Source organism: Gordonia pseudamarae, assembly GCF_025273675.1.
Taxonomy (GTDB): Bacteria; Actinomycetota; Actinomycetes; order Mycobacteriales; family Mycobacteriaceae; genus Gordonia; species Gordonia pseudamarae.
Window position 1 is genome coordinate 4,944,018 of the sequence record NZ_CP045809.1, and the last position, 20,068, is coordinate 4,964,085.

Annotated in this window: 17 protein-coding genes and 1 pseudogene; 9 read left to right on the top strand and 9 right to left on the bottom strand. The window is 67.3% G+C overall.

Going from position 1 to position 20,068, the window contains the following annotated elements:
- Window positions 1–83: 83 nt before the first annotated feature.
- The 4 genes from GII31_RS21640 to GII31_RS21655 all read right to left on the bottom strand — a co-directional run bounded on the left by GII31_RS21640 (window position 84) and on the right by GII31_RS21655 (window position 5,753).
- Window positions 84–740 (bottom strand): TetR/AcrR family transcriptional regulator, encoded by a 657-nt coding sequence (locus GII31_RS21640; RefSeq protein WP_213245391.1) that lies wholly within the window; start codon window positions 738–740, stop codon window positions 84–86.
- Between the two features lie 9 nt (window positions 741–749).
- Window positions 750–2,510: an ABC transporter ATP-binding protein gene (locus tag GII31_RS21645; protein ID WP_246221998.1), complete on the bottom strand. Its 1,761-nt coding sequence runs from the start codon at window positions 2,508–2,510 to the stop codon at window positions 750–752.
- Complete coding sequence (locus GII31_RS21650) at window positions 2,507–4,405, bottom strand: ABC transporter ATP-binding protein (protein WP_260840183.1); 1,899 nt, start codon at window positions 4,403–4,405, stop codon at window positions 2,507–2,509. Before GII31_RS21650 ends, GII31_RS21645 begins: the two co-directional genes overlap by 4 nt.
- A gap of 151 nt (window positions 4,406–4,556) precedes the next feature.
- Window positions 4,557–5,753, bottom strand: coding sequence for an aminotransferase class V-fold PLP-dependent enzyme (locus GII31_RS21655; RefSeq protein ID WP_213245402.1), 1,197 nt, complete (start codon window positions 5,751–5,753; stop codon window positions 4,557–4,559).
- Window positions 5,754–5,871: 118 nt separating this feature from the next.
- Here GII31_RS21655 and GII31_RS21660 point away from each other — a divergent pair, with 118 nt between their 5' ends.
- Genes GII31_RS21660 through glfT1 form a run of 4 tightly spaced genes read left to right on the top strand, consistent with a single transcriptional unit; the run spans window position 5,872 to window position 9,068 of the window.
- Window positions 5,872–6,408, top strand: coding sequence for a bacterial proteasome activator family protein (locus tag GII31_RS21660; RefSeq protein WP_213245404.1), 537 nt, complete (start codon window positions 5,872–5,874; stop codon window positions 6,406–6,408).
- A 51-nt stretch (window positions 6,409–6,459) separates the two neighbouring features.
- Window positions 6,460–7,320 (top strand): galactan export ABC transporter permease subunit Wzm/RfbD, encoded by an 861-nt coding sequence (gene wzm, locus GII31_RS21665; RefSeq protein ID WP_213245406.1) that lies wholly within the window; start codon window positions 6,460–6,462, stop codon window positions 7,318–7,320.
- A 12-nt stretch (window positions 7,321–7,332) separates the two neighbouring features.
- Window positions 7,333–8,163, top strand: a complete 831-nt coding sequence (gene wzt, locus GII31_RS21670; protein WP_213245408.1) for a galactan export ABC transporter ATP-binding subunit Wzt/RfbE — start codon at window positions 7,333–7,335, stop codon at window positions 8,161–8,163.
- Window positions 8,160–9,068 (top strand): galactofuranosyltransferase GlfT1, encoded by a 909-nt coding sequence (glfT1, locus tag GII31_RS21675; protein WP_213245410.1) that lies wholly within the window; start codon window positions 8,160–8,162, stop codon window positions 9,066–9,068. The genes wzt and glfT1 overlap by 4 nt, the downstream gene beginning before the upstream one ends.
- A gap of 24 nt (window positions 9,069–9,092) precedes the next feature.
- Here glfT1 and GII31_RS21680 read toward each other — a convergent pair.
- A pseudogene (locus tag GII31_RS21680) lies at window positions 9,093–9,281 on the bottom strand (IS1634 family transposase); the annotation flags it as partial.
- 3 nt (window positions 9,282–9,284) lie between these two features.
- Window positions 9,285–10,088, bottom strand: a complete 804-nt coding sequence (locus GII31_RS21685; protein ID WP_213245412.1) for an SGNH/GDSL hydrolase family protein — start codon at window positions 10,086–10,088, stop codon at window positions 9,285–9,287.
- 194 nt (window positions 10,089–10,282) lie between these two features.
- Here GII31_RS21685 and GII31_RS21690 point away from each other — a divergent pair, with 194 nt between their 5' ends.
- The gene (locus GII31_RS21690) at window positions 10,283–11,164 is read left to right on the top strand and encodes a TIGR03619 family F420-dependent LLM class oxidoreductase (RefSeq protein WP_213245415.1); all 882 of its coding nucleotides are present in this window, start codon (window positions 10,283–10,285) and stop codon (window positions 11,162–11,164) included.
- A 10-nt stretch (window positions 11,165–11,174) separates the two neighbouring features.
- Here GII31_RS21690 and GII31_RS21695 read toward each other — a convergent pair whose 3' ends face one another.
- The 3 genes from GII31_RS21695 to GII31_RS21705 form a co-directional block, all read right to left on the bottom strand.
- On the bottom strand, window positions 11,175–12,641 hold the full coding sequence (locus GII31_RS21695; RefSeq protein ID WP_213245416.1) for a phytoene desaturase family protein: 1,467 nt from the start codon (window positions 12,639–12,641) through the stop codon (window positions 11,175–11,177).
- A 212-nt stretch (window positions 12,642–12,853) separates the two neighbouring features.
- Window positions 12,854–13,285 (bottom strand): GtrA family protein, encoded by a 432-nt coding sequence (locus tag GII31_RS21700; RefSeq protein WP_246222365.1) that lies wholly within the window; start codon window positions 13,283–13,285, stop codon window positions 12,854–12,856.
- Between the two features lie 74 nt (window positions 13,286–13,359).
- Window positions 13,360–14,190 carry an aldo/keto reductase gene (locus GII31_RS21705; protein ID WP_260840184.1) on the bottom strand — a complete coding sequence of 277 codons (831 nt, stop codon included), beginning with the start codon at window positions 14,188–14,190 and terminating at the stop codon, window positions 13,360–13,362.
- 78 nt (window positions 14,191–14,268) lie between these two features.
- Between GII31_RS21705 and GII31_RS21710 the strand changes: the two genes are divergently transcribed.
- The 4 genes from GII31_RS21710 to GII31_RS21725 all read left to right on the top strand — a co-directional run bounded on the left by GII31_RS21710 (window position 14,269) and on the right by GII31_RS21725 (window position 20,020).
- Window positions 14,269–15,498: an alpha/beta hydrolase family protein gene (locus GII31_RS21710; protein WP_213250865.1), complete on the top strand. Its 1,230-nt coding sequence runs from the start codon at window positions 14,269–14,271 to the stop codon at window positions 15,496–15,498.
- 111 nt (window positions 15,499–15,609) lie between these two features.
- The gene (locus GII31_RS21715; protein ID WP_213245421.1) at window positions 15,610–17,034 is read left to right on the top strand and encodes an FAD-binding oxidoreductase; all 1,425 of its coding nucleotides are present in this window, start codon (window positions 15,610–15,612) and stop codon (window positions 17,032–17,034) included.
- A 159-nt stretch (window positions 17,035–17,193) separates the two neighbouring features.
- Complete coding sequence (locus tag GII31_RS21720) at window positions 17,194–17,955, top strand: decaprenylphospho-beta-D-erythro-pentofuranosid-2-ulose 2-reductase (RefSeq protein ID WP_260840185.1); 762 nt, start codon at window positions 17,194–17,196, stop codon at window positions 17,953–17,955.
- Between the two features lie 91 nt (window positions 17,956–18,046).
- Window positions 18,047–20,020, top strand: coding sequence for a galactan 5-O-arabinofuranosyltransferase (locus GII31_RS21725; RefSeq protein WP_213245425.1), 1,974 nt, complete (start codon window positions 18,047–18,049; stop codon window positions 20,018–20,020).
- Window positions 20,021–20,068 lie beyond the last annotated feature (48 nt).

Below are 20,068 nucleotides of genomic sequence, written 5' to 3' on the forward strand. Positions count from 1 at the left end.
AGCGCACTCACCGGGATGTCGCCGGAGTCGGCCCGCCGAGCACCGTGCTCGTGGGAACGGCACGGTGTTGTCGCCGTCGGGGTTCAGATCTCCGGCCAATGATGCTCGAGGCCGACGAGGATAAACTCGATCTTGGCGTCCACCACGCCGCGTTCGCGCCACGACTCCCTGGGCTCGATGATCGACGAGCTCGCGACGGCGTCTTTCACGCGATCGAATCCGCTGACGCCGCGGCCGTCCACTTCCCGCAAGGACTCCACACCGAGGTGGCAGGCGAACACCGTATCCCCGATGAAGTCGAGCGCGAACATCGCCTGCCCAGCGGTCTTTCCGTGCACGGCGAGCGCTCGCGCGTACTCGGCGATGATGCCTTCGATCCGGGTGAAGGCCGGCGCGTAGTCGTACACGACGCGGCTCAACCCGGGAAAGTCCTCGCACACCCGCCAGCACTCGTCGGCCCACAGTCGCAGCACCGCCCCCCAGTCGGTCTCGTTCTCGGGCAGGCGGATTCCGCCGGCGATGCGGTCCAGGCACGCGACGACGATCTCCTCTCGTGAGGGGAACAGCCGATAGATCGCCGGGGTGACCACGCCGAGCCGCCGCGCGATCGCGGCCATGGTGAAGCGGTCCAGTCGTTCGTCGAACACCGCCGCGAGGACGTCGTCCTCGGTGAAGGCCGGCTTGCGGCCCGCCTTCTTGCCCGGCGCCCGCGCGGCGGCATCGACATTGACCTGACTCATGCGGCCAGTCTAATTAGTCAGCTGCCACCCCTGCGCGCTCTCGAGCCGGTGCCAGAACCGCGCGTAGGTTCCGTCGACGGCGAGAAGCTCCTCATGCGTTCCCTGCGCCTCGACCCGGCCGTCGGCATCAATCGCGACAATCTTGTCGGCACCGGCGATCGTCGCCAGACGGTGGGCGATGATGATCACCGTCGCCTGCTCGCGCAACCTCTCGACCGCCGCGATGATGTTCGACTCGTTCTCGATGTCCAGCGCCGAGGTCGCCTCGTCGAGAAGAACGATCGGCGCCTTCTTCAGCAGAGCCCGCGCAATCGCCACGCGTTGGCGCTCGCCACCGGAGAGCCCCCTGCCGCCTTCACCCACCTGCGTTCCCCAGCCCTCGGGCAGCCGTTCGGCGATCTCGCGGACACCGGCGAGATCGGCCGCCTCACGGACCTCCTCGTCGGTGGCGTCGGCCCGGCCCACCCGGACATTGGCCTCGAGGGTGTCGTCGAACAGGTAGACGTCCTGGAACACCATCGACAGCTGGCCCATCAGCTGCTCGGTGGTCTGCTCGGTGACCGGCACGCCGCCGACGAGCACCCGGCCGCTGTCGACGTCGTAGAAGCGGCTGATGACGCGTGCGACCGTGGTCTTGCCACCGCCCGACGGACCGACCAAGGCCACCATGGATCCGGCCGGAACCGTCATCGACACGTTCTGCAGTGCGGGCGCGGGCTTACCCGGGTAGGTGAAGGTGACGTTCTCCAGCTCCACCGCGCCGGGTGCGGTGAGCGTGGCGGGCGCGCCCGGCTCCGGGAGCGGTGTCGCGGTCAGCACGTCGTCCAGTCCGTCGAGGAGCGGCCGCCGCGACTCGAGAGCCATCGCGCTGGAGGTGATCGCGGAGAGCGTCGAGGTGAACCGCAGCGCCAGGCCGATGAAGGCCATCGCCGGAATCGGTTCGAGCGCACCGTCGACGGCGAGAGTTCCGGTCACCGTGATGAGCACCACGACGACACCCTGGGTCACCATGCCGCTGAGCAGCATCCCCACCGACTCGAGCCACAGCCCCTTCGTCTTGGCCGCGCGGGCCTCGTCCAGTGCCTGGCTCAACGGCCGGTAGTCGTCGCTGCGATCGCAGGACCGGATGGCACCCTGACACTGGGCGTACTCGACTATCCGGTTGGCCAGCGTCACCTCCGGCGGTTCGTGGATCGCCCGCCCCCTGCGCAACAGCGCCGTCGACGCGAGCGTGATGAACACGAACACGGGGACCGCAACGGTGAGGATCGCGCCGAGGGCCGGGTCCCAGAACCAGGCCGCGACGATGATCACGAACGCCGCGGTCGAGCGCGAGACGAGCGGCCCGAACATGTGCGCGAAGATCTCGCCGGCCGACATCAGCTCCGAAGACACCATCCGCGAGAGCGCACCGGCGATGGGGCGGGCGAACCAGCCGAGCGGCTGCTTCGCCACCTGATCGCCGACCAATCGGTGCAGGCTTCGCAGGAAGTCCAGTGCGACGGCGTAGTTCGTCCGTTCCGACAGATAGTTCAGCCCGAAGCTGAGCACTGCGAGGATACCGAGGATCCACAACCACCCGGCCAGCCCCAGACCCCACACCGGGCCGTCCTCCGCCAGTGCGGTGACCGTGGGGAGCAATGCCGCGAGAGCACAGCCCTCCACGAGGCCCACGATCATGCTGCCGACGATGGCCGGGCGCATGTTCTCGGGGCGGGACACCATCCGCTTCATCCGGGGGATGATGTCGATCAGCGGCAGCGTGGTCATCGCCGACCTCCGTCGTTGTCACGGGCCGACGCGGCCGGCATGTCATCCGCCGACGCGGCCGCGAGCCGGCCCGCCGCACCGGTCGCCTGCCACAGCCGCGCGTAGTCGCGGTTGTCGAGCAACTCCTCGTGGGTTCCGATCGCGGTCACCCGGCCCGCGTTGACCACGATGATCTGGTCGACACCCTTGACAACCTCGGGCCGATGCGCGATCACGAGGACCGTCCGCCCGTGCGCGAGGGACGAGAGCGCCTTCTGGATCTGGTGCTCGGACTCCGGATCGGTCAGCGCGGTGGCCTCATCGAGGATCAGGATGGGAGCATCCACAATCAGGGCCCTGGCGATGGCGATACGCTGAGCCTGCCCGCCGGACAGACCGGCGTCCGCGCCGTAGACGGTGTCGAATCCCGCTGGGAGTGACTCGATCTCGTCGAGGATGCGCGCCGCGCTCGCCGCCTGCCGCACCTGCTCGTCGGTCGCCTCCGGCCGGCCGAGCGCGATATTGTCGCGAATGCTGATGCCGAGGAGCTGCGGGTCCTGCAGCACGAATCCGACCCGGGAGTACAGATCGGACATCTCCTGGATGGGGATATCGCCGATGCTGATCGTCCCCGACCGCGGATCGTCGAATCGGGCGAGCAAGGTGGCGATGGTGGACTTGCCCGAGCCGGACGGTCCGATGAGGGCGGTCACGGTCCCCTCCCGCAGAGTGAAGCTCACGTCGTCGACGGCGAGTGTGGCATCGGGTTCGCTTCCGTAGGAGTAGCTCACGCCGTCGAATGTCACGTCCCCCGCCGTCGGCGTCCGGCCACCGCCCTGGTCGGCCCGAGGAAGGACCGGCGTGTTCACCAACCCAACCAGTCGCAGGGCGGAGGCCCCGGCAATCTGTGTGGCCCACATGGAGTTCATCAGCGTCTCGATCGCGAACGGGATGAGCAGGGCGATAAGCGAGGTGGCGAGGACGTCCGCGGCGCTGACGACGTCGTTGTGGACGAGGATCGAACCGACTCCGATGTTGATCACGAGGATGAGCGGCACCGCGAGGAGAGAATTTCCGAGGGCACCGACCCGGATCAGCGGCTTCACCCAGTCCGCGTAGAACTCGTAGAACTCGTCGGCGGCCCGCTGGTAGTTGTGGTGCGAATGCCCGACCCGGCCGAATGCCTTCACCACCGTGATGCCGGTCACGAACTCGACCATGCGCGCCGAGACCGCCGACAGCCGGTGGTCCATCTCCGCGGTCTTGACTCCCATCCCGCGCATCTGCGTCGCCATCGCCAGGATGTAGAGCGGGAGCGTGGCAATCGCCAGCAGGCCCAGTCGCCAGTCGATGACGAAGGCGTAGACCATCAGTGCCAGCGGCATCGCCGTGGCCATGGTCCCGTCGACCGGCTGATGGGCGATGAGTTGGTGGATCGCCCCGATGTCGTCCTGGAGGCCCTTTCGAACCCGGCCGGAGTTGGTGGAGGTGAACCAGCCGAGCGGTACGCGGGCGAATCGCCGCACCAGCCGCAGCTGGATGACGTGGCCGAGCTTGATGTCGGCGACATGGGTGATGGCCAGTGCGATGAAGTAGATGAACAGGCGTAGGGCAAAGGTGATCACCAGGACCCGGATCCAGCGGTTCACCTCATCGCCGTCCACGGCGACACCCGAGTTGTAGGCGTCGAGCAGGACCCCACCGATCTGCACCAGTGCGATATAGGGAAACACCGCGAGGATGCCGGAGACTATCGCGAGAACGCGCCCGACGGCGAGGGGTACCGCCACCGGCTTCATCAGATCCTTGAGTGCCCGGGCACCCGCCTTCTGCTGCGCCGCACTGGGTTCCGCCGAATCCGGGTCGGCTCCGAAAGGTGCGGTGTCACTGACGCCTACGGTCGTGGTTGTCGTCATGAGCCTTCCTGGAATCAGGGTAGCCACAGTTATTTATGAACGACGTTCACTTTAGGTCGTCGGACGACCCGGCACAAGGCCCGGACATCCACCACCGGTGGCCCCGGGACCGTCCGGTATCTATCCGCGGCGCGCGGAGCGGATATGGTGCTCAGCCGAGGGAGGCGAGGGTGCGGACGAGATGGTCGACCTCGACGGGGGTCGAGTACGGGCCGAGACCGATGGTGATCGCACCGCCGAAGTCGTTGACGCCCATCACATCGAGGGCACGGCTCGGGATGCCGGTGAGGGCACGGATGCCGTTGTCGGCCAGACGCCGGACCACCTTGTCGGCACTGATGCCGGCGACGGTGAAGCTGAGCAGCGGCACCCGGTTGGCCGATTCACCGATCACATGCACCTGGTTGAGATTTTCCAGCGTCGAGCGCAGGTAGGTCATCAGCCGGTCGAGGTATTCGCCCTGGCCGCTGATGGCGGCGGTCAGCCGGTGCCTACGTTTGCCGATGGCGTCCTCGTCGAGGTTTGCCAGATATTCCACGGATGCCACAGTGCCGGCGAGCAGTGCGCCGCTGACCCGTTCCGGTTCGAGCCGGGAGGGACCGGTGGCCCGCGGATCGAGACTGACCGACTCGAGTGAGGCGATACGGCCGGGGTCGGCGAACACCATCGCCGCCACGGGTGGGCCGCCCCACCGCTGCGCCGACACGACCATCACGTCGGCGCCCAGTTTCCGGATGTCGAGAGTGCGGAACGGTGCGGCGCTGGTGGCGTCGACGACGAACAGGGCCCGCGCGTGACCGGCACCGTCGGCGATGGGCGCCAGGTCGGTGACCACCCCGGTCACCGACGACGCCATCGCCACCGTCACCACCGACACCGGGCCGGACAACAACCGCTCGTACTGCCAGGAGGGCAGCTCGCCGGTCTCGACGGCGATCTCACCCCACCGGACATTCCAGCCACTGCGTTTGGCCAGCCGCAGCCACGGGACGATGTTCTCCTCGTCGTCGGTGCGGCTGACCACGACGTCTCCGACCGCCTTACGGGAGGCGAGCAAGGATTCACCGAGCGCCGACAGCAGCGAGAACCGTGAGTTGCCGAGCACCACTCCGGCCGGATCCCCGCCCACCAGGTCGGCGATGGCACGGCGGGCCCGATCGGTGACGTCGGCGGTCGCCCGCCCCGACGGGTACAGCGGATCGGGGGGAGCCGCGAACTGCCGGAAACCTGTCGACACGGCCGTGGACACCGAGTTGGGGATCATCATCCCCGCCTGCGGATCGAAATGGATCCAGCCGTCGCCGAGTGAGGGGAACAGTCCACGCACATACGCGACATCGAACGCCATGGCCACCACCCTAACGCCCGGCCCTGGCCGAACCCATGCAATGCCGCCCACAGCACCACCGGGAGGAAGGCGGGGGGAACGGGGCCCGCGCTCGCGGTGGCCGCATAAACTTCTGACCATGACCTCAGGAGGTATCCCCAACCCGTTCAGCAACGACCCGTCAGCGGCCGCCGGATCCGGCGACGATGAGCAGATCGTGGTCGTCAACACCGACGGCGAGGCGCAGAGCGTCGCGGAGATGGTGGAGCAGCCGGCCAAGGTGATGCGGATCGGCACGATGATCAAGCAACTGCTGGAGGAGGTGCGCGCCGCACCTCTCGACGAGGCCTCCCGCAACCGGCTGCGCGACATCCACCAGACGTCGATCCGGGAGCTGGAAGGTGGGCTGGCGCCGGAACTGCGCGAAGAGTTGGAGCGGCTGGCGCTGCCGTTCTCCGATGACGCGACGCCCTCGGATGCGGAACTGCGGATCGCGCAGGCCCAACTCGTCGGCTGGCTCGAAGGTCTGTTCCACGGGATCCAGACCGCGCTGTTCGCTCAGCAGATGGCGGCGCGGGCCCAGTTGGAGCAGATGCGCCAGGGCGCGTTGCCGCCGGGCCTGGGCGGTCCGAGCGGTACGGGCCACGGCCACGACAGCACAGGGCAGTATCTGTAGCGCCGTGCGGCGGCGCCGGGACGGCGCGGTCCGCTTGTATGCTGGGTCTCCGTGTCAGTAGTAGTCGGCGACGACGTACCCCCTGCCCCCGAGGTGTCGGATTCACGCACGCTACGGCGAGGTGTGGCCGATCTCGTCTCGGGATTGCGCAATCACGAGCTGTGGCTGCATCTGGGTTGGCAGGACATCCGGCAACGGTACCGGCGTTCGGTGCTCGGACCGCTGTGGATCACCATCGCCACGGGTGTGACCGCGGTGGCGATGGGGCTGCTGTACGGCGAGCTGTTCGATCAGGACATCAAGACGTTCCTGCCGTATGTGACGCTGGGTTTCATCTTCTGGAACTTCATCCAGATGTCGATCCTCGACGGCGCCGAGGTATTCAGCAAGAACGAGGGGTTGATCAAGCAGATCCCGGCGCCGGTGAGTGTGCACGTCTACCGGGTGGTGTGGCGGCAGCTGATCATCTTCGCCCACAATCTGGTGATCTTCGTGATCGTGCTGATCGTGTTCCCGCAGGATCCGGGGTGGGGCGCGCTGCTGGTGATTCCGGCGTTCGCGCTGTACATCCTCAACTCGGTGTGGGTGGCCATCGTGTTCGGCATCCTGTCGACCCGGTTCCGCGACATCGGCCAGTTGCTGACCACGACCGTGCAGTTGGTGTTCTTCATGACGCCGATCATCTGGTCCGCGGACAGTCTGAGCAGCACCACGCACGAGTCGTCGAGCAGGCTCAAGATCGTCGAGATCAACCCGATGTTCCACTACCTTGAGGTGGCCCGTGGTCCGTTGCTGGGTAATGACATCGAGTTCTACCACTGGGCGGTGGTGTTGGGTTGTACCGCCGTCGGCTGGCTGCTGGCCCTGTTCGTGATGCGTAACTATCGGGCCCGCGTGCCCTACTGGGTGTAGGAGAGACACGAGTTGGCAACCTCTGATGTGCGGGTGGATACCTGGAACGCGGGTGTCGATTTCCCGATTTTCGATGCCAAGACGCGGTCGATCAAGAAGTCGGTGATCGGCGCCGCGGGCGGGGTGATCGGGGCGACCGGATCGAATGTGATGGTCGTCGAGGCACTCAAGGACATCAACCTGCATCTGCGCCACGGCGACAGGGTCGGTCTGGTGGGCCACAACGGCGCCGGCAAGTCGACGCTGCTGCGGCTGCTGGCCGGTATCTACGAGCCGACGAGCGGTTCGTGCCGGGTGCGGGGCCGGGTGGCGCCCGTGTTCGACCTCGGCGTCGGCATGGACCCGGAGATCTCCGGGTACGAGAACATCCTGGTCCGCGGCATGTTCCTGGGGATGAGCCGCAAGGAGATGCTGCGCAAGGTCGACGACATCGCCGAATTCACCGAACTCGGCGACTACCTGGAAATGCCGCTGCGCACCTATTCGGCGGGTATGCGGGTGCGGGTGGCGCTGGGCGTGGTCACCAGCACCGACCCGGAGATCCTGATCCTCGACGAGGGCATCGGCAATGTCGACGCCGCGTTCATGAAGAAGTCGCGCAAACGGCTGCAGGAACTGGTGGAACGTTCGGGCATCCTGGTGTTCGCGAGCCATTCCAACGAGTTCCTGGCGCAGTTGTGCGATCGTGCGCTGTGGATCGATCACGGCCGGATCCGTCAGGAGGGCGGTATCGAGGAGGTCGTCGAGGCGTACGAGGGTCCGGAGGCGGCGGCGAATGTGCGCCGGGTGCTGGCCGACATGGACAAGGACGCCGACTCCACCGACGGCGAGGATGCCGAGTGAACGAACGTATCGTCGCGGTCGTCGTCACGCACAGGCGCGCCGGGCTGCTGGCCGAATCCCTGAAGGCCGTCGCGGCCCAGGATCGTCCGGTCGATCACCTGGTGGTGGTCGACAACGCCGACGAGGCGGTTGTCGCCGATCTTGTCGCCGGGCAGCCGATTCCGACCACCTACATCGGGTCCAAGCGCAATCTGGGCGGGGCGGGCGGTTTCGCGCTCGGCATGTTGCAGGCGCTCGCTCTGGGAGCCGACTGGGTGTGGTGTGCCGACGACGACGGGCGTCCGGACGGCCCGGCGGTCCTGTCGACGCTGCTTGCCTGCGCGCGGCGCCACGGCCTCGACGAGGTGTCACCGGTGGTCGCGCGTATCGACGACCCCGACACCCTCGCCTTCCCGCTGCGCCGAGGGCTGGTGTGGCGGCGCAGACGCTCGGACTTGTTCGCCGACGGCGAGACCCAGGACGACGATCTGCTGCCCGGGATCGCCTCGCTGTTCAACGGGGCGCTGTTCTCGGCGCACGCGCTGGAAGTGGTCGGGGTGCCCGATCTACGGCTGTTCTTCCGCGGCGACGAGGTGGAGATCCACCGCAGGCTGCGGCGTTCGGGCCTGAGTTTCGGCACCTGCCTGACCACCGGGTACCTGCATCCCGACGGCGCCGACGAGTTTCGGCCGATCTTGGGTGGCCGGATGCACACCCAGTACCCCGACAACGAGATCAAACGGTTCTTCACCTACCGCAACCGCGGCTATCTGATGAGCCAGCCGGGGATGCGCAAGCTGCTGCCGCAGGAGTATGCCCGGTTCGGATGGTATTTCCTGGTGCAGCAGCACGACCCGAAGGGTTTCGCCGAATGGGTGCGGCTACGTCGGCTCGGCCGACGGGAACGGTTCATCCGGCCCGAATAGCGTCATCGCCGGCTCTTCCTCGGGCAGCCCGAGGTCGAGTTGGCCCTGTCCCTCGCTGAGCCGTTGCGCGGCGACCCGCTTGAGGATGTCGAGTTCCTTGTCGGTGTGCGCCGATCCGAGGTGCTCGATCTGCCGTGACCCGCGCCGGTTGGCGTACACGATCTGCACAGCGGTGGCCCCCGAGGCCGTCTTGACCGTCCGAACGTATGCCACGGTCTATCTGGTACCGGCGATGTACAGCGAGCGGACCACGTAGTCGGCGAAGACCGTGCGACCCAGACGCAGGTGCACGCCGTCACGGGCCCAGAATCCGGGGTAGAAGGTGAAGGCGCGGTCCCAGTGGTTGACGTCGAGGTTGGCGTAGCGGACGTCGGCTGCGGTGAGCTGTTGACGCATGACGGCCATGTACCTGTCGAGGTAGGCGTGGTTCATGTAGCGCGGCGACGAGGATTGGACGATGGTGCGGGGGGTGATCCAGTCGACGCGGGAACGCGAGCCGACGGCGCTCATGACCTGTTCGATGCGGCTGCTCAGCTGGGCGGCGTCGCCTTTGGTGGCGGCGGCATCGTTGGTGCCGATCTGCACGATGTAGCAGTTGACGCCCTGCCCGCGCATCCAGCGGATCACGTGGAGGGCGTTGCCGTGGTAGCCGGTGGTGTTCTTGCCGGCCTGGGTGACCGAGCGTCCGGATGCGGCGCTGTACAGGAACGGTTTGCCCGTCGTACGCAGGTTGGCTTTGAGCCGTTCCAGGCTGCCGCCGCCGGCACTCAGGCTGGCTCCGACGAGGCCGACTTTGCGGCAGTCGTTGAGGGTGCGGGGTGCACCGAATCCGGTGGAACCGAGCGATCCGGTGCTCGAGCCGGCGTTGGAGGAGCCGAGTTCGCTGGAGCCGGTGACGAGCGCATCGCTGGAGCCGGTCGACACGACATCGCTGGAGCCGGTGGGGGCGGCTGCCGCTGTTCCGGCGGTGGGCACCACCAGAGCGGCCAGCATGGACACGGCAACGATCGACTTCTTCAACAACCCGGTCCCTTTCGCGGTGAGTCTTCGAACGCCGATCGGCGCGCGGGAAAGTTAGGTTCGACTGGCTAATCTATCCGGCGATACCTGGTCGTTACCAACCAAGAGCCATCGGGTGATGTATGCCACAGCTGCGATAGCCCGAGAATTCTTGAGTCCTAGCCACAAAATTAGAACGTGTTCTAATATTGGGTATGCGATTCACGTTCGCCGAAGCGATGACCGATCCCGCCTACTACGCACCGCTCGCGCAGGCCGCCGAGCAGGCCGGATTCGCCGGATTCACCATCCCCGACTCCCTTGCCTACCCCGAGGTATCCGACGCGAAGTACCCGTACACCCCCGACGGCAACCGCGAGTTCCTCGAGGACAAGGCGTTCATCGAGACGTTCATCTCGGCCGCATCGCTGGGCGCGGTCACCTCCACGATCCGGTTCACCCCGTTCGTACTGAAACTGCCCGTCCGCCCGCCGGCGCTGGTGGCCAAGCAGGCGGCATCGGTGGCCTACCTGACCGGCAATCGCCTCGCGCTCGGTGTGGGCACCAGCCCGTGGCCGGAGGACTACGACGTCATGGGAGTCGACTTCCGCCGACGGGGCAGGCGGATGGACGAATGCATGGACATCATCCGCGGTCTCACCGGTGGTGAGTACTTCGAGTTCCACGGCGAGTTCTACGACATTCCGAAGGTCAAGATGACGCCCGCGCCCACCGAACCGATCCCGCTGCTGGTCGGCGGCCACGCCGACGCCGCGTTGCGCAGAGCCGTGATCCGGGGTGACGGCTGGATGCACGGCGGTGGCCCGGGCGAGGAACTCGACGCCCTGCTGGCGAAGATCACCGACATCCGCACAGCGGAGGGGAAGCTGAACGACCCGTTCGAGATTCACGTCATCTCCCTCGACGCCTACACCGTCGACGGCGTGAAACGACTGGAGGACAAGGGCATCACCGACGTCATCGTCGGATTCCGGGTCCCCTACATCAAGGGCCCCGACACCGAACCGTTGCAGAAGAAGATCGATCATCTGAACTGGTACGCCGACAACGTGATCGCCAAATGTTCGGCCCCGTGACCGGTCCGGATCATCGTCGGCGGGCGCGCAGAGCCGCATGTGCGGCGCGATAGCCGCACATGCCGTGTACTCCCCCGCCCGGCGCCGTCGATGACGAGCACAGGTAGACGCCCGGTACCCCCGTCGCATAGGGGTCGGGCGACAGGCGCGGCCGGGCCAGGAGCCCGCGCAGGTCGTTCGCGCCGCCGCCGATGTCACCGCCCACGTTGTTGGGATTGAACCGCTCCAGGGCGGCCGGTCCCACGGATTCGACGTCGATGATCCGGTCACGGACACCGGGGGCGAAGCGTTCGATCTGTCCGAGGACGATCTCGGTGCCGTCGAGTGAACAGCCGTGCGGTACATGGGCATAGGCCAGCGCATGCCGCACCTGATCGGGCGGGTTGCGCAGTCTGGTGGGATCGGCGAGGTACTGCTGCGTGAGGATCGTGAAGGGCCGGGCGGGCAGCACACCCGCGGCACAGTCCGCCTCTGCGGCGGCGATCTGCGCAGCGCTCCCACCGAGGTGGATCGTTCCGGCGCGTCGGCATTCGTCCGCCCGCCAGGGAATGTCGCCGTCGATGACCAACCGCACCGCGAAGGCGGCGGGACCACGGCGCGATCGCGACCAGGAGCGCCGGACCCGGGGCGGCACCCGATCACCGAGGATGCCGAGCGCGGCGCGCGGCGCCACGTCCAGCAAGGTCACGTCGGCGTCGATCCGGCTGAAATCGGTGATGGTCACACCTGTTTCGACGCGGCCACCGTGTGCGGACAGTTCAGCCACCAGCGCGTCGGAGATGGCCCGCGATCCGCCGACCGCGACCGGCCAGCCGTTACGGTGACCGGCGGCGATCAACGCCACCCCGGGCGCGGACGAACCGGTACCGGTGAGCGAGGTGGCGGCGTGTGCGGCGATCCCGGCGAACATCCCGCGCGTGTGCTCATCGCGAAATGTCCTGGCCAGCAGCATCGCCGGGAGGCCCGCACGCATCGCGAAGCGGGCCAGCGCCAGCGGATGGTCGGGAACGCGCAGCATCGGCCCGAACACGTCGTCGTAGAGGACACCGTGGTTCTGCTCGCCGCCGACGCGATCACGGGGTGCGTCGTCACCGTCGTCGGCGAACGGCCCGAAAAACCGCCGCCACCGTCGCCCGTCGCCGCCGAATCCGGATGCAGTCCGGTCGATGTCACGGAACAGCGCCGCGGCCGAGCCATCATCGAACGGGTGCGCGCAGTCGATGTCGGGCCACGCCCACCGCAGTCCGTGCCGCTCCAGTCCGGCAAATGCGGGCGACCCGGCCCCGAGCGGATGCACGGAGGAACAATGATCGTGCAGCAGTCCGTCGCGGACGAAACTCCTGGTACCGCCGCCGATCTCGGCTGCCGATTCCACCACCGTCACATCGAGGCCGGCGCGGGCCAGAACCACCGCCCCGGCCAATCCGTTGGGCCCCGAACCCACGACGACGGCGGTCGACGGCGAGCGGCTGTTCATCCGCGCCCGGGGGCGTGCCGCTTGCACAGCGGGATCGCCGTGTCGTGCCGGACGCGGTCGGTCGGCCGCTCCGGAGCCACACCGCGCCTGCCGTTGACTGGCATCACCATCTCGCTTCCGTCCGAGAGACCGGCTGGTCGGCGGCTTCGCCCGCTACTTCCCGGGCCTACGCCGAACGGCGGCGAAGGTCCCGGCGACAGACCCGGCACCGATCAGCGGATCTTGAAGATCACCGCCCGCTGCACCACGAAGTTGATGACCGTCGCGGTGCCCTGCGCTATGCCGTAGGCGAGCAGGGAGTAGATGAAGCCGTCGGGCCACAGATGCACCAACAGCGCGTACAGGCCCACCTGGACCAGGAATGTCACCAGATACAGGCACATCACCGCGATGAACCGGGCGGTGCTCGGCTCGGCGCGGAAGGTCCAGCGCCGGTTGATCAGGTAGGCGGTGGTGGTGCCCAGGACGAACCCGAACGCCTTCGCCAGCCAGGGAGCCCACCCCACCGCCTCCTGCAGCAGGTAGGTGAGGCCGAAGTCGAGAACACCGCAGCCCGCACCCGTGAGCACGAAGCGGATCAGCTGCGTCTTGAGGTCCGCATCGGTCGACGCCTCCTCGTCGTCGACGGGCAACTCTATCGGCATCGGGGCATGCCGGGTGGCGAAGTCCTCGTGGTGACTCTTCTCGGGTTCAGACACGCCCCCATCATGTCACCCGGTCAGAACTCCTCGTCGATGTCGGAGTCGCGGGCCGCCGGCTCCCCCCGGTCGAGGGCGGCCAGCGCGGCCAGGTCATCGGAGTCGTACTCGAAGTCGAACAGGTCGGCGTTCTCGATCTGCCTACCCTCGTGCGACGACTTGGGCACCACACTGATGCCGTGCGTGACAGCCCATTTGAGGGCGATCTGGGTGGGCGACTTACCGTACTTGCGGGCCAGCCGGATGATCGACGGATCACCCAGCAACCCTTCCTTGCTACCCGTGGGGTGCCATGCCTGCGTGTGGATGCCCTTCTCCGCCATGAACTCCCGCAGCTCGGTGCGCTGCAGGGCGGGAGAGCACTGGATCTGGTTGAGCGCCGGCCAGCGTCCTGTCTCGTCGTAGAGCAACTGCAGATGGTGACGTTTGAAGTTGGACACCCCGGCGACCCGCACATAGCCCTCGTCGACCAGCGTGAGCAATGCCTTCCACGACTCGACGGTCTTGCCCAGCGACGGACACGGCCAATGGATCAGATAGATGTCGAGGTGGTCTATGCCGAGCCGGCGCCCACTGTCCTTGGCCGCGTTGATGGCCTCGTCGAAACCCTGATCACCGCCGGCCAACTTGGTCTGGATCACGATGTCGTTGCGGGGGACGGCCGATGCCGTGATCCCCATCCCGACGCTGAGCTCGTTGCTGTACTTGGTGGCCGTGTCGATGAGGCGATAGCCGTTACGCAGCGCCGTCGACACCGCCCGGATACAGGGACGCCCCAACATGGGAGAGGTCCCGAGCCCGACCAGTGGGATCGAATACCCGTTGTTGAGTGCAACTGTCGGCATGTCCACCGCGATAACGATACGGGCAGAGCGGTGCATGCGGGGCGCAATGCGCCCTATACGCTCGATCGGATGAACCACAGGCGCATGTCCGTCCCGCACCGATCGACGATCGCCACCCGACGACGAACCGGGCTCGCGGCGGGGGCATGCGCGGTGGTTGCGGCACTGACCCTGGGTCTGGGGGGCGGTCCGGCCGCCGCCGACGGCCCGCGGTACCGCAGTTGGTCGGGCATGGACACACGCAACTACGCCGGACCCATCCCGGCGAAGGCCGGCACCGTGATCAGCAGCGTCGATCTCGACAGACGACTATGGGTGCCCAATACCGCACGCGCCCAGCGGTACCTGTACTCGACGCAGAACGTGCACGGCAAAAAGGCCGTCAGCACCGCCGCGGTGTTCGTACCGGGCGGCACCGCACCGAAGGGCGGCTGGCCGGTCATCGCGTGGGCGCACGGCACCACCGGTCTCGGCGACGACTGCTCCCCGTCCACCCACACCCGCAACCCGCGCGACTCGGCGTACCTGGCGCACTGGCTCCAGCAGGGTTACGCCATCGTCGCCACCGACTACGTCGGACTCGGCACGCCCGGGCTGATGAGTTACCTCAACGGCCCCACCGAGGCGCGCTCCATCGTCGACTCGGTGAAGGCGGCGCAGCATCTCGACCTTTCGCTGGGCCGTACATGGGCGATCGTCGGCCAGTCCCAGGGGGCGGGCGCCGCCCTTGCCGGGGCACGCCACGCGACGAGCCTGTCCGCCGGCAGCGGCCTCGACTATCGCGGCGTGGTCGCCACCGGCACCCCCGCCAACATCGAACTGATCATCGGCCTGGGGGGACCGGGTTTCCCGCCGGTCACCCTCCCCGCGGCCCTCAACGCCTACGTCGCGTACATCCTCGCCGGATTCACCGACGCCCGGCCCGACCTCGACGTCGAGGGGCTGCTCACCCCCCTGGGCAAGAAGGTCCTCACACAGGCCGCCGAACTCTGCTACGGCGAGATGGCCGACGCCGTCGATGGCGTCGACATCAGCACCATGTTCCGTAAGCCGGTGTCGAGCCTGCCGAACGCCCAGGCCGCACTCACCGAGTACATGGGCACCCCGTACACCGGTTACGACCGGCCGATCTTCCTCGGGCAGGGACTGCGCGACGTCGACGTCCCCGCCCCGTCGGCGCTGTCGCTGTACGCGCAGATGAAGGCCAACAACCAGCCCGTCGAACTGCACGTCTACCCGAGCATGGACCACTCGGACACCGTCCTGGCCTCACTGAAGGACTCGACCCCGTTCGTCTCCCGGATCATGCGCTGAAACATCTGCCGATATAGGGCCTGGCTCGGGCATATGCCCGAGCCAGGCCCTATATCGGCAGATGTTTGACGGGTGTCGGCGATCAGGGTCTCCGGAGTATCCTGTGCCCCGATGTCTACAGAAGAGCTCCTGCCGATCGAAACCCGGAAGCTGACGGGATGGTCGCGCACCACACCGATCACCGGGCACGTCCTGTCCACGCCGTATCCCGAGGTCATCGCCGAGGCCGTCGCCCGAGTCGCCGACGACAACGCCGACAAGCCCGACTACCTCAAGCGTGGAGTCATCGCCCGCGGACTGGGCCGCTCGTACAACGAGTCGGGCCAGAACAGCGGCGGCCTGACCATCGACATGACTCCGCTGCGGCGGATCTACGCCATCGACCCCGACACGGCCACCGTCGACCTCGACGCCGGTGTCAGCCTCGACAACCTCATGCAGGCGGCGCTGCCGTACGGGCTGTGGGTTCCGGTGCTCCCGGGCACCCGCCAGGTCACCGTCGGCGGTGCGATCGCCCACGATATCCACGGCAAGAACCACCACAGCCAGGGCAGCTTCGGCAACCACATCGTCGAGATGCAGCTGCTGGTGGCCGACGGCCGCATCCTCACCCTCACCCCCGACGGCTCCGGCGACGACCCCGACGCGTCGATCTTCTGGGCCACCGTCGGCGGCATCGGACTGACCGGCATCGTGTTGCGCGCCAAGATTCAGATGAAGCGCACCGAGAGCGCGTACTTCATCGCCGACACGGCACGCACGAGTTCACTGCAGGAAACCATCGACCTGCACCTGTCCGACGGCTTCGAGGACGGCTATGAGTACGCGTCCGGCTGGTTCGACACGATCAGCGCACCACCGAAGCTGGGGCGCGGCACGTTCAGCCGGGGCAACCTCGCCCGTGTCGACGAACTTCCCGCCAAATATCGGAAAGATCCGCTGAGCTTCAACAACAAGCCGCTGATCACGTTCCCCGACATCTTCCCGCGCGGCCTGGCCAACAAGCTGAGCTTCTCCGCGGTGGGCGAGGCGTACTACCGGGTCGGGCCGCCCAGCGAGGGCAAGGTCAAGAATCTCGCGCAGTTCTATCACATGCTCGACGTGTTCGGTGATTGGAACAACGCCTATGGCCGTGGCGGCGGATTCTGCCAGTACCAGTTCATCGTTCCCACCGGCAACGAGGAAGAGTTCACCCGCACGATCGAACACATCCAAGCCTCGGGCCACGTCAGTTTCCTCAACGTGATCAAACTGTTCGGCGACGGCAACAAGGCGCCACTGAGCTTCCCGTTCAAGGGCTGGAACGTGTGCCTGGACTTCCCCGTGAAGCGGGGCCTGGCCGAATTCCTCACCGACCTCGACCGGCGCGTGATGGCGATGGGCGGACGGCTGTACACGGCAAAGGATTCGCGCACGTCGGCGGAGAACTTCCACCAGATGTACCCGCGCATCGACGAGTGGATCTCGGTGCGCCGGAGCATCGACCCCAACCGCGTGTTCATGTCCGACATGGGCCGCCGCCTCGAACTGGCCTGACAGCCATGACAACCCCGCCCCTCCGCCGGTTGAGGTGTGAGATGACACTGTCGCCTCACCGGGTTTCGAGGCTCGTCGCCAGCGCTCCTCACACCTCAACCGGCGAAGTGGAACGACCAGGGGTCAACCGGCTCAAGGCAAACCGAAAGAGAGAAACAGATGTTCAACGCCGTCGGCGTTCCCCAATCGATCCTGGTCCTGGGCGGAAGCTCGGAGATCGGGCTGGCCATCACCGAGGAATACCTGAAGAAGGGCCCGATGCGGGTCGTGCTGGCCGTCGTTCCCGGTGACCCCGCCGCGGCAGCGGCCACCGAACAGCTCAAGGCGGCGGGCGCGTCGTCCGTCGAGTGCATCGACTTCGACGCCCGTGCGCCCGAAACCCACCCCGACGTCATCGACAAGGCCTTCGCCGGCGGTGACATCGACGTGTCGATCGTCGCCTTCGGCATCCAGGGCGACGACGAGCAGGCCTGGCAGGACCACAAGCTGGCCGTCGCCGAAGCCGACATCAACTACACCGCCGCCGTCTCGGTGGGTGTGCTGCTGGGCCAGAAGCTGCGCGCGCAGGGATTCGGGCAGATCATCGCGATGAGTTCGGTGGCCGGTGAGCGAGTACGTCGCTCCAACTTCGTGTACGGCTCCACCAAAGCCGGCCTCGACGGTTTCTACCTGGGCCTGGGCGAGGCACTGCGCGAGTTCGGCATCCGGGTTCTCGTGGTGCGTCCGGGCATGGTGCGCACCCGGCTGTCGGCGCACGTCGCCGAGGCGCCGCTCACCCTGAACAAGGACGAGGTGGGCAAGCTGGTGGTGGCCGCCGCCGACAAGGGCAAGGAAATCGTGTGGGCGCCCGCCCCATTCCGGATCATCATGTCGGTGCTGCGGCACGTGCCGCGGCCCATCTTCCGCAAGCTGCCGGTGTAACCGGCGGGGTGATGCGAGGCTCGCACCTCGACCGGCGGGGTGGTCCGGCGAGGAGCCGCCGGGCGATGGGGCGCCTGATACAAAGTAGGGCGTGACCGCAACAGCGACCGACACCGCTTCCGCACCTGACGATGCCGGCCGGTGGGCATCGGTGTCCGCCGTAGGGGCGCTGCCGGTGGCGGCCGTCGTCGGTGGTCTCGTCTCGCTGGTGGGGCTGGAGGTGATCGGGGCGGTCGACTGGCCGGCGTACAACTCGTCGAATGTGGCACGGTCGCTGACCACGCTCGGACAGGTCGTCTCGATCGCCTTCCTGGTGGTGGCGGCGCTGCTGTACCGGTACGGACGATCATCGTTCGGGCAGTTGCTGGCGTCGACGATCGGTATCTCCGGGCTGGTCACCGTCACCCTCGGGATGCCGCTGGGCGCCACCCGGCTGTACCTGTTCGGACTCAGCGTCGACCAGCAGTTCCGCACCGAATACCTGACACGCCTGACCGACAGCCCACGACTGTCGGACATGACGTACGCCGATCTGCCGCCCTACTATCCGGCGGGCTGGTTCTGGTGGGGTGGACGGTTCGCCGCCGCCCGCGGCCTGGACGGCTGGGAGGCCTACAAGCCGTGGGCGATCATCTCGATGGCCGTCGCGGCGGCGGTCGCGGTGGTGTTGTGGAACCGGATGGTGGGCACCGACAAGGGTTCGGCACTCGCGCTGGCGGTGACGGTGGCCACGCTCATGTACGCCTCCCCCGAACCGTATTCGGCGGTGCTGATCCTGCTGGGTGTGCCGTTGCTCATCACGATGCTGTACGCCCTGCGCGGCCGGTCGCGGCTGGCGGGCGGGGTGGTCGGCGACCTGCGCGGCACCAGTTGGGCGGCGGTGGCGGCCTCGGGACTGTTCCTGGGTCTGTGCGCCGCCTTCTACACGCTGTACGCGGGTCTGTTCGCGCTCGTCGCATGCCTGATGGCGCTGTATCTGGTGGTGTCCGGATGGGTGGCCGCCAAGAACGTGTCGCGGCCCGACGCCGAGGTCCGGGCCGCCCGGCGGAACGTCGTGGTGACCGTGGGCGTGCGGCTGCTCGCGATGGCGGCCGTGTCCGGGATCACGGCGCTGACCGTGTGGACCCCGTACCTGCTCGACCGGCTGTCCGGCGACGCGGCCGGCTCGGGCACGGCGACCCACTACCTGCCCGAGCGTGGTTCGTGGTTGCCGATGCCGATGTTCGAGTGGTCGCTGCTCGGGGCGCTCACCATGGCCGGTTTCGTGTGGCTGGTACTGCGCTTCCGTACGCGGACCACGGCAATGGCGCTGGGTATCGCCGTGGTCGCGGTCTACCTGTTCTGCCTGCTGTCGATGGCCGCCACCGCGGCGGGCACCACCCTGCTGGCCTTCCGGCTCGAACCGATGCTGGTGGCGATCCTCTCGGCCGCGGGCGTTTTCGCCGCGGCCGAGCTGGCCGCACAGGCGGTGCGGCGGTTCGGTGACGTGCGGACCGTCATCGGAGCCCTCGCCGTCGCCGCCGCCGTCACCGTGGCGCAGGGGATTCCGGGACATCTGTCCACCGACATCACCATCGCCTACACCGACACCGACGGCACCGGGCAACGCGCCGACAAGCGGCCGGCCGGTGCCGAATCGTACTTCCCGCGGATCAACGAACTCATCGCCGAACAGACCGGCACACCCGCCCGCGAGACCATCGTGCTGACCGCCGACTACGGATTCCTGTCGGTGTTCCCCTATCGGGGATTCCAGGGACTGACGTCGCACTACGCGAATCCGTTGGCCGAGTTCGACAAACGCGCCGCAACAATCGCCACCTGGGCCGAATCGTCGACGCCCGACGAGTTGATCGGCCACCTCGACACGTCGCCGTGGCCCCCTCCCACTGTGTTCCTGTTCCGGCACAGCGACGACGGTTACACGCTGCGCCTGGCCCGCGACGTCTACCCGAACGATCCGAACGTCGAACGCTACACGGTGACGTTCGATCCGGCGGCCTTCGCCGACAACCGTTTCCAGATCACCACCGTCGGGCCCTTCGTGCTCGTCGTCCGACAGTGATCACCGTCCCCGCCCCGAAACCGGCCACCCCGTCGGTCGGCAACAATC